At 60.1% G+C, this 14,627-nt stretch carries 14 protein-coding genes; 4 read left to right on the top strand and 10 right to left on the bottom strand.

What is annotated here, in order from left to right; genetic code table 11:
* Nucleotides 1-4: 4 nt before the first annotated feature.
* The 3 genes from flgK to EDD52_RS04900 all read right to left on the bottom strand — a co-directional run bounded on the left by flgK (nt 5) and on the right by EDD52_RS04900 (nt 3,735).
* Nucleotides 5-1,456: a flagellar hook-associated protein FlgK gene (flgK, locus tag EDD52_RS04910; protein ID WP_132242435.1), complete on the bottom strand. Its 1,452-nt coding sequence runs from the start codon at nt 1,454-1,456 to the stop codon at nt 5-7.
* 24 nt (nt 1,457-1,480) lie between these two features.
* Nucleotides 1,481-2,782, bottom strand: a complete 1,302-nt coding sequence (locus EDD52_RS04905) for a flagellar hook protein FlgE (protein ID WP_207905969.1) — start codon at nt 2,780-2,782, stop codon at nt 1,481-1,483.
* A 110-nt stretch (nt 2,783-2,892) separates the two neighbouring features.
* Nucleotides 2,893-3,735 (bottom strand): flagellar motor protein MotB, encoded by an 843-nt coding sequence (locus tag EDD52_RS04900; protein WP_132242431.1) that lies wholly within the window; start codon nt 3,733-3,735, stop codon nt 2,893-2,895.
* 225 nt (nt 3,736-3,960) lie between these two features.
* Here EDD52_RS04900 and EDD52_RS04895 point away from each other — a divergent pair, with 225 nt between their 5' ends.
* Both EDD52_RS04895 and EDD52_RS04890 read left to right on the top strand, forming a co-directional pair.
* The gene (locus EDD52_RS04895) at nt 3,961-6,090 is read left to right on the top strand and encodes a YjbH domain-containing protein (protein WP_132242429.1); all 2,130 of its coding nucleotides are present in this window, start codon (nt 3,961-3,963) and stop codon (nt 6,088-6,090) included.
* 2 nt (nt 6,091-6,092) lie between these two features.
* Nucleotides 6,093-6,770, top strand: coding sequence for a YjbF family lipoprotein (locus EDD52_RS04890; protein ID WP_165907459.1), 678 nt, complete (start codon nt 6,093-6,095; stop codon nt 6,768-6,770).
* A gap of 14 nt (nt 6,771-6,784) precedes the next feature.
* Here EDD52_RS04890 and EDD52_RS04885 read toward each other — a convergent pair whose 3' ends face one another.
* The 4 genes from EDD52_RS04885 to EDD52_RS04870 form a co-directional block, all read right to left on the bottom strand.
* Nucleotides 6,785-7,396: a sugar transferase gene (locus EDD52_RS04885; RefSeq protein ID WP_132242425.1), complete on the bottom strand. Its 612-nt coding sequence runs from the start codon at nt 7,394-7,396 to the stop codon at nt 6,785-6,787.
* Nucleotides 7,393-8,250, bottom strand: a complete 858-nt coding sequence (locus EDD52_RS04880; RefSeq protein WP_165907458.1) for an NAD-dependent epimerase/dehydratase family protein — start codon at nt 8,248-8,250, stop codon at nt 7,393-7,395. Before EDD52_RS04880 ends, EDD52_RS04885 begins: the two co-directional genes overlap by 4 nt.
* A gap of 87 nt (nt 8,251-8,337) precedes the next feature.
* Nucleotides 8,338-9,657 (bottom strand): UDP-glucose dehydrogenase family protein, encoded by a 1,320-nt coding sequence (locus EDD52_RS04875; protein ID WP_132242421.1) that lies wholly within the window; start codon nt 9,655-9,657, stop codon nt 8,338-8,340.
* A 148-nt stretch (nt 9,658-9,805) separates the two neighbouring features.
* Nucleotides 9,806-10,240, bottom strand: coding sequence for a c-type cytochrome (locus tag EDD52_RS04870; RefSeq protein WP_132242419.1), 435 nt, complete (start codon nt 10,238-10,240; stop codon nt 9,806-9,808).
* A 250-nt stretch (nt 10,241-10,490) separates the two neighbouring features.
* On the opposite strand from EDD52_RS04870, the gene EDD52_RS04865 reads away from it, so the two are divergent.
* Complete coding sequence (locus EDD52_RS04865; RefSeq protein ID WP_341539834.1) at nt 10,491-11,654, top strand: MFS transporter; 1,164 nt, start codon at nt 10,491-10,493, stop codon at nt 11,652-11,654.
* A gap of 2 nt (nt 11,655-11,656) precedes the next feature.
* On the opposite strand, the gene EDD52_RS04860 is transcribed toward EDD52_RS04865, so the two are convergent.
* From EDD52_RS04860 to EDD52_RS04850, 3 genes are read right to left on the bottom strand one after another with little or no spacing between them, the layout of a single operon-like run.
* Nucleotides 11,657-12,253 carry a Smr/MutS family protein gene (locus EDD52_RS04860; RefSeq protein WP_132242415.1) on the bottom strand — a complete coding sequence of 199 codons (597 nt, stop codon included), beginning with the start codon at nt 12,251-12,253 and terminating at the stop codon, nt 11,657-11,659.
* Complete coding sequence (mltA, locus tag EDD52_RS04855; RefSeq protein WP_132242413.1) at nt 12,250-13,293, bottom strand: murein transglycosylase A; 1,044 nt, start codon at nt 13,291-13,293, stop codon at nt 12,250-12,252. The genes EDD52_RS04860 and mltA overlap by 4 nt, the downstream gene beginning before the upstream one ends.
* A complete protein-coding gene (locus EDD52_RS04850) occupies nt 13,290-13,952 on the bottom strand; it encodes a Tim44/TimA family putative adaptor protein (RefSeq protein ID WP_132242411.1) in 663 nt (220 codons plus the stop codon). Before EDD52_RS04850 ends, mltA begins: the two co-directional genes overlap by 4 nt.
* Nucleotides 13,953-14,057: 105 nt before the next feature.
* On the opposite strand from EDD52_RS04850, the gene EDD52_RS04845 reads away from it, so the two are divergent.
* Nucleotides 14,058-14,561, top strand: coding sequence for an FxsA family protein (locus EDD52_RS04845; protein ID WP_132242960.1), 504 nt, complete (start codon nt 14,058-14,060; stop codon nt 14,559-14,561).
* The last annotated feature ends 66 nt before the right edge of the window (nt 14,562-14,627 follow it).

Raw genomic sequence — 14,627 nt, 5'->3', positions numbered from 1 at the left:
GCTCCTAGATGCTGAGTATGGCTTGCAACATTTCATCCACGGCCTGGATGACACGGGCATTGGCGGCGTAGTTGGTTTCGAATTCCATCAGCTTTTGAAGCTCGTAGTCGGTATCCACACCCTCCCCGAGCTCCAGTTCTTTCAGCGTGGCCTGTGCGCTGGAGGCAAAGGCCAGTTCGTCATCCGCATGCAGCCGCATGGCGGAAGCCTTTGACAAGACATGCGCCACAAGCTGTTCGGGTGACGCACTGACGCTGGTAAGAGCGCTGGACGACGGGGAGCTGCTGCGGGAAAGCTCCTGTTTCAGGCTGTTCAACAGCGTCGCATCGCCGACTTCGCCGGGGTTTGACGCTTCAATCCCTGCGCGCCACTTCCACAGGGTATCGCCATCAGGGTCCAGCGCCGGGTTCAGCTGCATGCGGCCTGCGAATCCCGCTTCGAGGCCGGGATCAAAGGGCGAACCCCAATCGGTGAACATCCCGGCATCACCAGCGGCAAGGGAGCCGTCAGGTCCGCCCTGACCGAACCTTTCGGCCAGATCCCGCGCGAATCCGTCAAGCGATGCTTGCAAATCCGGCGCGTGCTCGTCACGAATTTCGAACTGCGCAGCCAGCCTGCCGCCACGCAACGCGCCGCTCTCAGAGGACGTGTCGACGGGGCGTCCGTTCAAGGTCAGCCCCGACAATTGCCCGTTTGGCAAAGACATCTGCGGTTCGATCTTGCCGGTGGAAGAGAAGCCGATTTCAACGGCGCCGCCCTCTAGCAGAATGGCGCCCCCGGTTGAATAGAGTGCGACAGCGCTGCGGTCGCGTTCGACGGAGTGAACCGGGACCATCTCGCTGATCGCGTCAATCACCGTCTGGCGGGTGTCCTCGAAGCCGGAGGTATCCTCGCCCTTGTGAATGGCGCTTGAAATCCGGGTGTTCAGTTCGACAACCCTCTCCAGGGCGGTGTTGAGCTGTTTCACAATCGTCCCAATTTCGGCATCGGCGTCCTCGCGTGCGCTGCCGATGCCTTCAGACACATCGTTAATCGTATTGACCAGCGCTTCGGCTTTGAGCGCCGCCACGACCAGCCGCTCGTCGGAATCCGGCCGCGACGCCGCGCTGACCAGCGCACTGTCGAACTCTGCCAGAGCCTGCGACAGTGAGCCTTGCTCACCGGGCAGGCCGATCCGCGTTTCCATGCGCGCTGCGAAATCGGCCATCACGCTGGCGTTGCTCAGCTCGGCATCGGCGAGGCGCCGATCCGCAAGCAGCACCGGATCAGCATGGCGCAAAGTGCCCGTTACCGCGACGCCGCCATGCTGCGACAGCATACGGCTTTCAACTGTCAGTTCGCGGCGGCCATACCCTTCGGTCAGAGCATTCGCGATGTTGGACGACACATTGATCGTGGCGCGAGTTGAAACGTTCAGTCCGCTCAACGCGTTGGAAAGTGCTCCGCTAAGGGTCATTGCAACCTCCTTGGCTCAGCTAAATCAGCGTTTGATATTCGTGGTTTCCTGAAGCATCTCGTCCACGGTCTGGATGACCTTGGCGTTGGACGAATAGGCCCGCTGCGTCTGGATCATGTCCGTCAGCTCATTCGCGACGTCGGTGGTGGACTCCTGCAGCGCAAAGCCTGCGATATCGCCCGTCGGACCGTCCCCGGCGGTCCAGAGGAAAAAGGCGCCGCTATCCTCTGAATGGGCGAAGGTCTGGTTGTCCATCGCGACGACGCCATTGGGGTTGGGCACGTCGACAATTGGCACCTGGTAGATCGTGCGGGTGATGCCGGAATCGAAATAGGCATGTACCATACCGGACTCGTCCACCTCGACCGAGGTCAGGGTGCCAACCGGCGACCCGTCCTTCGAAATATTCAACGGCGCGAAATTGTCGCTTAGCTGAGACAGGCCATCACTTTCGAAGGGTTTGCCGATGTTGATCTCCATCGGGCCACCATCCACGTTGACGATCAATGCGCCGGTGGCTGCGTCGTAAGTTCCCCCAGAGGTCGTGGTTACGCTGGAAAGTGTTCCACCGGAACTGCGGCCATCGTCGAAGGTCAGGACATACTCGCCGATCACGGCACCGCCCGAGGCGCTGTCCGTCAGAACCATCGTCCATTCATTCGAGGTGCCCGTTGCAGGCACGGTCGGGGTGAAGGTGACCCCGATGCTTTCCGAGCGGCCCATATTGTCAAAATACTCGACGGAAAGCGGCTGCGCGGTTCCGGCGGACCCGGCGTCGGTGGCGGTCGCGGGCAAGTTGACGCCCAGCGACATCTGGGTGGTGGGCTCTCCGGCATATTGGTTGAGGTTGACCCGCACAGGTTCCAGACCGCTACTGGTGTCGCGCGAGTAGTTCGGGATGGTGCCGTCGGTATTGGCCGGCCAGCCCATCAGGACCAGACCGCTTGTGCTGCGCAGATACCCTTCGTCATCGGTTCGAAAAGAGCCGGTGGTCGTCAGCAGCATGTCAGGGTCGCCGTTCCCGGCCTTGACGTCTGTCGCCTGTGCAACCGGCAGGAAGCCCCGCCCCCGCACGGCAAGGTCCGTCGCGTTTGTTGTCGTTGTAAGCGCGCCGCGTTCGTCAATTGCCCGCTGAGTCGTCGCACGCACGCCGCCCGCAGTATAGGATGATCCGTTGGACGCCAGAACCATCGATTGGAAATCGGTTTCAGCGCGCTTGTAACCATATGTGGAAGAGTTGGCGATGTTGTCGGAAATAGTCCCGAGTCTGGTCGCATTGCTTGCTAACCCGGCCACACCGGCATTGAGCGAACTGGAGATTGTCATGGACGAGCCCTTCTGTTGCATCGAGTCGTTCTCGCCACAACAGATACGCTCGCCCGCTTAACAGTGCGCTAATGACAGTAAATTCGTCGCACGCTGCGCTGAATGCACCCTCAGATATTCGTGCGAAGAAAGACGACTTCGACCCTGTTGTTGCGTACGGACATGGGATTGTCGCTGGCCAACTCGCGATCCGCATGGCCCGTGATCCTGGCCAGTCGGTTCGGCGCAAGCCCGTTGGATTCAAGCGATTTTCGAACAGTATCGGCGCGATCCGAAGATTGATCCCAAACGGCGCTTTCCGATTTCACGATCGGTACCGAACGCACATGCCCTTCGACAGCTATCGGATTGCTGACAATTTTAGACGCTTCGGCAAGTGCATCGACGATCCTGAGCAGAACTGGCGTCGCTGTCATGTCGTCGAAGAAAAGCGGCGCACCGGGAATGTCGTGCATTTCTATGACGAGCCCCTCATCGGTGACCTTGCTGACGATGTGTTGCAGAAGGTCGTCAGCAAGCATGCTTTCGCCACTCTGACCCAACAGCTTTTCTTCGACAGCCGCGAATTCCGCGTCCTGCGCAGTTTTGTCCGCCGCGTCGGTGCCCGCCTCTGTCCATCCCCGGGCTGCATCCGCTTCGGTTGGCCGTAGGCTGCTTGCGCCCGTGCCTTCCTGCGGAAGCGTTTCTTCTGAAAAGACGCTGCTTCCGGAGAAACTGCCATCGCCCCCGCCCGAGATGCGGTTTATCGAAATGGTCGGACTGAAATAGTCCGCTATGCCTTGTCGTTGTTTTTCGGTCGTCGCGTTCAGCAGCCACATCAACATGAAAAAAGCCATCATCGCGGTCACGAAGTCCGCATACGCAACCTTCCAGGCACCACCATGGTGCCCGCCGGCTACGACGATCTTTTTCCGTTTGATGATGACCGGCAACGCATTTTTTTGCGCACTCATGATCCATCACCTTTACTCACCCGGAACAAGGCGTAGCAGCGCAGGGGTTACGCGCAGCTTAACAATTAAAAATGTGCAGTTAATAACCGCAGATCGCCGGAACCGGCCCTTGCGACGTGCCGAATATCCCACATTGCCCGCCAGACGACTCGCCAGACAATAGACTCGCGCTTCCAGTTGGCTTAGCAAAAGGGAGATGCGCCTGAAGGACGGACGGAACCAGATATGACGCAACCCGGCACAGCACTGAAACCTGGCCCCTGGCGTCGCCGCACGCTGCATACGTCCAGCGTTATCGCGCTATTGACTGCCCTGCCGACAACGCTTGCGCAGGCGCAGGAAATTCCGGGCTACAACCTTTATGGCAGTCCCGGCTTGATCGATATGCCAACCGCCGGCCCCGCGCCTGATGCGACGCTGGGCGTGACTGTCTCGCGGTTTGGCGACAACACGCGCACAACGCTTAACTTCCAGATCGCGCCGCGCCTGTCGGGCAGTTTCCGGTATTCGGCCATCGATAATTTCCCGGCACCCGGCAATGTCGACGGGCGTTACTTCGACCGCAGCTTTGATCTGCGCTACGAGCTTCTGACCGAAACCCCGAACCGGCCCGCGATCACCGTCGGTTTGCAGGATTTCATCGGGACCGGCCTTTATGGCGGGGAATACCTCGTCGCCACGAAAGAGCTTTTCCCCGGGTTGCGCGTGACCGGCGGCCTGGGCTGGGGACGGTTGGGCAGCTTTGGCGACATCGGAAGTACCGGGAACCGTCCGGACGAGCTTTTGGGCGAAGGCGGCATCCCGACTTATGACCGCTGGTTCAGGGGCGATGTGGCCCCGTTCGGCGGTGTCAGCTACTCGCCCAACAAGAACCTTTCCTTTAAGCTGGAATATTCCTCGGACGACTATGCTCAGGAAAGCACGACCGGCGAGTTCGACAAGAAATCACCTTGGAATTACGGGATCGACTACCGGTTCAACAACGGCACGCAGCTGTCGCTTTATCATGTCTACGGCTCGGAAATCGGGGCACAGGTCACGCTGTTTACCAACCCCAAGCACGCCCAGGTTCCGGGCGGCAGCGAAACCGCGCCGCTTCCCGTCGCGGTCCGCAGCCCCGCCGCGGCGCAAGACCTTGGCTGGACCACGGACTCTGCATCGACCACCGCCAACGCGAAAACCGCGCTGAAAACCTCTCTCGAACGCGAGGGATTGGTTTTCGAGGGGCTGGCGCTGGAACCTCGCCGCGCCACCGTCCGCCTGCGCAACCCCAAATATGGCGCCACGCCACAGGCAATCGGCCGCACGGCGCGCGCCATGAGCCGCGTCCTGCCGGGATCAATCGAAGAATTTGTCATCGTCCCGGTGGTCAACGGCATGGCGCTGTCTGCGGTCTCGATCCGGCGGAGCGATCTTGAAACGCTGGAAAACGATGCCGCAACAGAAATTCTGGCGCGCACCCGCATTCTGGATGGCTACAATATGGCCCCTGACCCCGAGGCCGGGATTTACCCGCGCTTCACATGGTCGCTCAGCCCTTATGTTGCGCTTAGCGCCTTTGATCCGGACAACCCGGTCCGTGCCGATGCCGGGCTGCGGCTTGGCAGCGACATTCGAATTCTGCCAAACGTGGTCCTTTCCGGTGCTGTCACGAAGAAGCTGGGCGGCAATCTGGACGAGGTCACGCGCGAAGATCCCTCTGGCCTGCCCCGCGTGCGTACGGACTATGCGAAATATTCCAAGGAAGGCGACCCGGCGATCGAGCATCTTACCGCCTCCGTCTATGGGCGCCCTGCGACGGATCTCTACAGCCGTGTCACCGTCGGGTATCTGGAACAGATGTATGCCGGCGTGTCCGGAGAGCTGTTGTGGAAGAAGGTGGACAGCCCCCTCGCCCTCGGGGTGGAGATGAACTTCGTCAAGCAGCGGGATTTCGACCAGATGTTCGGTCTGCGGGATTATGAGGTCGCGACCGGTCACGCATCCGCTTATTACGACTTTGGCAACGGCTTCCACGGCCAGCTGGATGTTGGCCGCTACCTCGCCGGCGATTATGGCGCGACCGTTGCGCTGGATCGTGAATTCGCCAATGGCTGGCGCGTGGGTGCATATGCGACCTTCACCGATGTCTCATATGACGATTTCGGCGAAGGCTCCTTTGACAAGGGTATCCGTCTGTCGATCCCGCTGGGCTGGGTCTTGGGTCAGCCGTCCCGCCAGGCCAACAACGCCGAAATCAAGTCGTTGACCCGCGACGGCGGCGCGCGGCTGAATGTTGATGGGCGACTGTACGAACAGGTCCGCGATTACCACCGGCCCGAAATGGCCATGACCTGGGGAAGGTTCTGGAGATGATCATGCCACGTGTAGCGGGTGTTCTTCTTGCCCTTAGCGCGTTGGGCGGCCTGTCCGGCTGCGGCAACGATACCGCACAAACCCAACGGACAGAGATTTTCCGGCAGTTGGTGGCTGGCACAATGGCCGGGTCGCGCAATACCCCGCCGCCGCAGGTCACCGTGGAGCAGATCAACCACGTGCTGGCCACCAAGCCGGGACCGCTCGCGCTGGTAAGCGTCGAGCAGCGCAAGGCGAGCGCGCTGGTTATCCCGATCGCCCGCAATGGGGCATACGAAACCTACGCGACCGAGCAGCGGCAGACGATCACGTTTCGGGACGGGATGATCACCGCGACACGCGGGCTTGGCGGCGATCTGATGTCTTCGGACGAAGACGCGCTTCTGGCACTGGTCAGCCGGGCATCCGGCGGCACGGCGCCCTACAGAATGCGGTATCTGACCGGCGAGGACGTGACAGTGACCCAGAAATTCACCTGCACGGTCGCCCGCGGCGGAACTGCTCCGATAAAGCTTGGCGCGATCAACACGACTGCGCGACAGGTAACGGCCCAATGCGACGGCCCCGATGCGACCTTTACCAACACCTATCTCGTCGATGGCGCGGGTGACATTCTGGGCAGCCGCCAATGGCTTGGTGCGTTCACCGGATACGTCGCAACGCAACAATTACGGAAATAGCCGAGCCGTCCTGCCTAATGTAGAGGGATCCGCCGAAAGACCGTCGCCAGCATCAACTTCAGGTCGCTGCACACGGTTCTTCTGCGCGCGTAGATCAAATCAAGCCGCGCCTTTCTGGGAACGCAGCGCCGGATATAGACGGCTTCGGTCTCCTCAGGGGTGGTGCAAGGTGCCAGAAGTCGTTCTTCGGTCTGATGAAAAACCAGAGTTGCCATTCCGGTGATGCCCGGACGGGATTGCAGAACTCTTTGATAAAGATCGGGAAATTTCTCAACATACCGTCTGAGCGGAGGGCGCGGCCCGACAAAGCTGATGTCTCCGCGAAACACGTTCCAAAGTTGCGGGATTTCGTCCAGCCGGTGGCGCCGAAGGAGCGCCCCGACAGGCGTGATGCGAGAGGTCTTGTCCCCGCCGGATACGCCGCTGTCCACTTCGGCCACGCGCATCGTCCGGAATTTCCATAGCAGAAAGCCCTGATCGGCCGTCTTCATCCGTTCGGAAAGGTAGAAGACCGGTCTGCCCTCATTGATCAATAAGACGGCGGCAATAAGAAGGCCCAGCGGCACAAGGACAAGCGCCAGCAATGCGGCACAAATCAAATCGGTGAGCCGCTTTGCGAAGGTCATGCGCCATCACTCCGATTTGCCCAGAACTGCACCAGCCGTTCCGGGTCAGCCGCCGATTGCGGCAAGGGAACGATCTTTTGCAGGCGTGCGGTATCGAGTTCCACCAAAGCATTTGCACCCTCGGGTGCGGTGCGCCAAGCAACGTCTTTTCCAGCCGCCTGCACTATCTCTTGCATGGATGTGGCACGCGGTGCTGCAACATTGACGATGGTCGGCAGTTGTTTCAGCGCGCATGTTGCCAGCCCCAGAACCACATGCAGAAGGTCTTCGGGCGCGATATAGCTGCGACGAGGCCCCTGCCCTTCAGGAAACCTGTCCAATGTCACCGGCGCCCGGCCGGACATCGCCGCGAAAAGGCTTTCAGCCCCCCCAACATTGCCGATGCGCATGATGCACGGCTTTGGCCCGGTCCCATGCTGCGTTTGCCAATCAAGTAGCGTCGTTTCCATGTCCAACTTGGCATGGCCATACGCGTTCTGGGGGTTCGGCTGCGTATCCTCCGACAACGGTTCCGACCCGGGCTTGTAGACTGCTGCCGACGAGCAATGCAGAACGCGATCGGCACCCAGAGCCGATCCGAGCCTTTCCGCCTCCAGCGCTAACCGAGTGTTTTCGCTAAGATTGGCGTCCGGACCGGGCGTGACTCCCCACATCGCGAGGATTGCGTCGACCTTGCCAAGCTCCGGCTCGTCCTCACCCGGTTGCCAGCTTTCAGCACCGTCGCGACTGCGATATACCGGGATAAGCTCGACGCCCTCTGTCGGCTTGGCTTGCCATGCTTCCCGCAGCAACGTTCCAAGCTTGCCGCTGGCGCCCAACAGCACCATCCGTCTAGGGGTGTCAGCTTTACTCACGCTTCTTTCGATCTTCTCCACTGATGGTCGCGATGACATAGTCCCCGCGCCGGGAATGCACCGGGCACCGCGATGCCCGGTAAAGCCTCACAAGCCAAAGCCTTCGCGGCCAATGCTCTCGTAGGCATCAAAGCCCGCGCGCTCTGCATCGACAGGCGCATAGACGTTGCGCAGATCCGCCATCCGGGGTGTCGCCATGTTTTGCGCAATCCGCTTGAGGTCCAACGCGCGAAACTCGTTCCACTCCGTCAGCAACACCACCAGATCCGCTTTATCGGTCGCATCGTAAGGGTCTTCGACCCAGGAAACGCCGGGCAACAGGGCTTCGCCTTCATGTCGTCCTTGCGGATCACACACCTTGACCTTGGCACCGCCACCGACGAGCGCCGGCACAATGGTCAAGGACGGGGCATCGCGCATGTCATCGGTATTGGGTTTGAAGGTCACGCCCAGCACCGCCACTGACCGCCCATTGAAAGAGCCGCCGCACAGATCGCGAAGCTTGTCGATCATCCGGCGCTTGACCTCCTCATTGACCTTGATGACGGTCTCGGTGATCTGCATCGGAACTGCGTGCTCTTGTCCGATCCGCGCCAACGCCTTGGTATCTTTGGGAAAACACGAACCACCATAGCCGGGACCGGCGTGCAGGAACTTGTTGCCGATGCGGTTGTCCATGCCCATGCCCTTCGACACCTGCTTCACATCCGCGCCAACCTTTTCGCACAAGGCGGCGATTTCGTTGATGAAGGTGATCTTTGCAGCAAGGAAGGCATTGGCCGCGTATTTGATCATCTCGGCAGATTCCAGATCGGTGGTCACGATCGGAAAATCCCGCAGGTAGAGCGGACGGTAAATCTCGGCCATGACCTCGGCGGCACGGTCGGACTGCACACCCACGACAACCCTGTCGGGCTTCATGAAATCGTCAATCGCAGCGCCTTCGCGCAGGAATTCCGGGTTGGACGCAACATCGAAATCCAGCGACGGGTTTGCATTGCGAACGACCTCTCCGACCTGCCGGTTCGTTCCCACCGGAACGGTCGATTTGGTCACGATCACGACATAGTCCTTGGCGACACGCGCGATTTCTTCGGCGGCGGCCATCACATAGGTGAGGTCGGCATGCCCGTCGCCACGACGGGTGGGCGTTCCCACCGCGATGAACACGGCGTCAGCCCCGGTCACGGCCATTTCCAGATCCATTGTGAAGCTCAGCCGACCGGCCTCGACATTCTTGGCCATCAGCATGTCGAGCCCGGGCTCGAAGATCGGCACCTCGCCCTTTTCCAGGCGTTCAATCTTGCGTGGGTCCTTGTCCACGCAGACCACTTCGTGCCCGAAATCAGAGAAACAGACGCCAGAGACCAAACCGACATAGCCTGTCCCGATCATCGCGATCTTCATGGGTGCTTCCTTTCACGTTCGCTTGCGCGGTATTGCGGTCTTTGTTCACGCTCGTCAACAACATGGCCCGGCATAGGATGAATCTTGCTGCAAGCGTGTTCAAAGCGGCAACAGTTGCCATCGGCGGACCGGATTGGGTGGGCGAGAGTTACATCTGGGGGCCAACGCTCACGAGATAGGCGTAGACGTCTGCAGCACCTTTGCGCATCCGAAACGACATCTTGGAACGCGCCTTGTTGTCATCAAGATAGCTCTTCAGGAAATTGGCGGGGTCCTGAATATAGGCGACAAAGGTTTCTTCGTCCCAGACCAGTCCGTCGTCACCAGCCTCTATGAGCGAGGTGCCATAGCGGAAATCTTCGACAGATCCCGCCTGTCGGCCGATCACGCCATAGAGGTCCGGTCCGGTCCGGCCGCCCTTGACGATCGTATTGCCATCCGCGTCTTGAATCATGTGGCACGCCTTGCACTTGCCAAATTCCTTCTCGCCCTTCGCGGGATCGCCGACACCTGTATGGCTGTCTGCGAATGCAGAGGTCGCGAGGGCGGTCATGGCGAGGAAGGCTGCGATGCTGTGTTTCATGATTTGTCTCCCAAGAAGCGCTTTTGCCACCACGGTAGAGTCAAATTCATCCTCTAAAAACCCCCAATGCAGGGATGTGGCCTCGGAACTGCGGGATAGATGCCACTAATGTTGAGCGACCAGCCGTGCCAGAGCCCTTTGAAAAACTATGCCGGAGGGTGTTGCGGCGGCCGAAGCTTCGGCGCACAGATGGCGCATGCAGATTCCCGGCTTCGTAAAAGATAATGCTCCATGGCTACTGGCCGGCGCCATGCTGGCCTTTCTGTCTGGCTTTGGGCAGACCTATTTCATCTCGGTCTTTGCCGGCGAGATCCGGGCGGATTACGGGCTGTCACATGGTCAATGGGGCGGGGTCTACACGCTTGGCACCTCGCTTTCCGCGCTGGTGATGATCTGGGCCGGCGGGCTGACCGACCTTTTCCGCGCACGCGCGCTCGGATCAGCCGTTCTGGCGATGCTTGCCCTGGCCTGTATCGCAATGTCGTTTGCAAATGCCGCCTGGATGCTGGTCGGTGTGATCTTCTTTCTGCGGCTCTTGGGGCAGGGCATGCTGAGCCATATCGCGGTTGTCTCTGTCTCTCGCTGGTTCGTGGCAACCCGCGGAAAGGCACTGATGTGCGCGGGACTTGGCTACGCAGTTGGTGAGGCGACGCTGCCATTGGTCTTCGTGTCGGGACTGCAGGTTATGGGTTGGCGGCAACTGTGGCTTTTTGCAGCCGCGATTCTGATCCTCGCTATACCTCTGCTGCGGGCTTTGCTGACGCATGAGCGCACCCCGCAATCGATGGCTGACTCCAGCAGCTCGCTGGGCATGGAGGGGCGTCACTGGACCCGCGTCCAAGGCCTGAAGCACTGGCTGTTCTGGTTCATGGTGCCCGCGCTTTTGGGACCTGCAGCCTTTGTCACTTCATTTTTCTTTCACCAGGTCCATTTCGCAAACGTCAAGAATATGGAGCATATCCAGCTGGTTGCGCTGTTTCCGGTGTTCACCACCGTGTCCGTAATCTCGATGATTGTGTCCGGTTACCTTCTTGACCGATGGGGGACCGCGCGGCTCATTCCGTGGTGCCAACTGCCGATCGCCGCGGCATTTTTCGTGTTTGGCATCGCGCAGTCACCCGTCGCCGTCGCAGTGGGTCTGGTGCTGATGGGCATGACAATCGGCGCGAATACCACATTGCCAAATGCGTTCTGGGCCGAATTTTATGGCACCAGGCATATGGGTGCGATCAAGGCGATGGCAGCGGCCGTGATGGTTCTTGGCTCGGCCCTGGGGCCGGGACTGACAGGCGTCCTGATTGATCTGAAGATCGGGATCGAAACACAGTATATGTGTGTGACCGCCTTCTTCCTTGCGACGAGCGCACTGATGATCATCGGGGTAGGGCGCGCGCGTCCGTTGCTGGCTGCCTGATGTTAATGCGATCTGCGCAAGTAGACGTAATAGGCGCCTGTTCCGCCGTGACGGATATGCGCCTCGGACACCTGCAAAACGACATGTGACAGCGGCGCGAGACGCAGCCACATCGGAACCTGTTGCTTCAGAACGCCGCGCCGGCGTGGCGCAGGGTCATGCGGATCAAACCTGTCGCCCTTTCCGGTGATGACAAGGACCAGCCGTTTGCCGTTTGAATGCGCCCGCATAAGGAACCCCGTCAGCGCGCCATGCGCCTGATCCAAGGTCATACCGTGCAGATCGATCCGGGCTTCCGGTGACAGCTTGCCGCGCTTCAGCCTGGTAAAGGACTTTCGGTCCATCCTGACGGCTTCGGCCTGAAGACGGTCGCCAATGCTCGGGGGCATGGCTGACTGGCTCTGCCGCTTGTGAGAGTTTTCACCGATCTTGAATGGCGTAAGTGGTTGGCGTGCCGCATCTTTTGATGGGGCACGGGGATCCGGTGCCTGTTTGGGTGCTTTCGGTTGAAACACCGTGTCAGCGTCAAGCCGATCTGTCGTCCGTGCCACTTGTCGCCAGAGATCAAGCTCTTCCGGGCGCAAGCGCCGCTTGCTCATTGCACGTTCTCTGGCAGAAGGGCGTAGGCGCGCTGGATCGGCATAAGCACGATCATCCGGCCCGGATCTTTCAACCGACCGGCGGCGAGGCCCGCCTGATCGCCCGTTCCAAAAAATATGTCGGCCCGCTGCGCGCCTTTGATCGCGGAGCCGGTGTCCTGCGCAACCATCAGCCGCCGGATGGGATCGGCACCGTCCTTTTCCACCCAGACCGGCGCGCCCAAAGGTGTATGGGCCGGGTCGACCGCGATTGACCGGCCCGTCGTGACCGAACGGTTCATCGCGCCCAAGGGACCAAGATGCGCGGGCACCTCGCTGACTTCGCGGAAAAATACGTAAGAGGGGTTGTGAAACAGCAGTTCCTCACCCTCCTCAGGATTGCGCCGGACCCAATTCTTGATCACCTGCGCGGAAACCTGGTGTGGTTCATAGACGCCGCGACGCACCAGCTCTTTGCCGATGCTGCGGTAGGGATGACCATTGGCGCCCCCGTAACCCACGCGAAGAAAACCGCCGCCGGGCAGACGCACGCGACCAGAGCCCTGAACCTGAAGGAAAAACAGTTCGACCGGGTCGTCGACCCAAGCGATTTCTAGACCCCGATCACGCATGTCTTCGCCGCTCAGGATGTCGCGGCGCGTCAACCAAGGCGATGCTTCGCGCGCTTCGGGCGGGAGGGCGTAGATCGGGTAACGATAGCGGTCCGACGGTTCGCGCGCGCCTTCCAGCTCCGGCTCGAAATAGCCGGTGAACAGGGCATCTGCCCCATCTTCGATCAGCACCGGGCGAAAAAAGAGTTCAAAGAAGGCTTTGGCGTCGCTTTGATCGGCGGCGGCTGCGCAAAGCGCCCGCCAATCAGGATCCTTCATGTCCCGGCAGGTGGTCAGAAAGACATCAAGAGCGGCGCGGTGATCATCGTCTTCCCAGCCGTCAAGCTCTTGGAAATCTAGCAATCTGTGGACAGGTTCGCCCTGCGCTTCCGTATCGGTTCCGGACATGACCACCCCCGCAAACGCCGCTGCCCACAGTGCTTTGATCATTCGCCTGTTGCGACAAGCTGCCAGTTTGGATCGTCCGCACCCATCGTGCGGGCAAAGGTCCAGATGTCCTTTTGGCGCTTGATCTGCGAGGCGCTGCCTTCGATGATTTCGCCAGCGCGATCCCGCACGACAGATGTCAGCTCACCGACGAAACGCACGGTGATCTCTGCCAGACGGGTGGTATCGTCAAACTCGGCATTGACCAGAGATAGTTCGCGGACACCCACGAACTCTGCCTCGATCGTCAGGCCCTGCGCTTCGCGGGCTTCGACCACTTCTGCGAACGTTTGGTACACGTCTTCAGCAAGAAACGGCTTGATCTCGGCCATTTCGCCACGCTCGAACCCCATGAGGATCATCTCATAGGCACCGCGGGCGCCTTGCAGAAAGTCCGCGACCCCGAAATCGGGTTCGACACTCTTCATCTTTGCAAGTGCGGCAGCAGCGGGCGAGCCATCGGGCACATGGTCGACAATGTCACGGTCAGGGCCGCCGTCGATCACCGACAGGTCGGGCTTGCGACGCGTCGACGCGGGGGTTGCTGCGGGCTTTTGCGTGGGCTCAAAGCCATCACGCGTGCCCAGAACGCTCCGCAGGCGCAGAATCAGGAATATAACGATGCCTGCAAGCACCAGAAGTTGTAGTATTGGAGAGCTCATAGGGTCCTCTTTATCTGGCACACATGGAAACAGGCGGTCAGGTTTCCTATGTAGGGGCTGAGATGGGCCAAGTCCACCATGCCCGCTGTGAAAGGAACCCTGCCGATGTGGCTGTTAGTAGCATTCCTGTCGATTCCGCTGATCGAGATCGCCCTGTTCATACAAGTTGGCGGTTTTATCGGTCTGTGGCCGACCCTCGGTATCGTGGTGCTTACCGCGATTTTGGGCACCTGGCTTGTCCGGTCGCAGGGCGCTCAGGCCATGGCCAACCTGCGGTCTTCGTTTTCAGAGCTGCGTGACCCGACAGAGCCGCTCGCACATGGTGCAATGATCCTGGTGTCGGGTGTGCTTTTGCTCACGCCGGGGTTCTTCACGGATGCAGTGGGCTTTGCCCTGTTGGCGCCGCCCATCCGCCAGGCGGTATATGAATGGGCGCGAAAGCGCGTGACAGTTCAGCAGTTCGAAATGGGGTCGCAACAGCGACATCGTCCGCAGCACCATCACCCCAGAGGGCCCATTGATGGCGATGTCGTCGAGGGGGAGTATACCGAGGTAAAGCCGGGCAAGCGACCGACGCATCAACCGCCCTCGGGCTGGACAAAGCACTGATCAGAGCATTGAGGCCGCCGACTGTACCTGATACTCCGGTGACGAAATTGTGTTACGCCATTGGGA

The organism is Primorskyibacter sedentarius (genome assembly GCF_004342065.1).
Lineage (GTDB): Bacteria > Pseudomonadota > Alphaproteobacteria > Rhodobacterales > Rhodobacteraceae > Primorskyibacter > Primorskyibacter sedentarius.
Note: the sequence above shows the minus strand (reverse complement) of the source record. Positions and strands in the feature narration are given on the sequence as shown.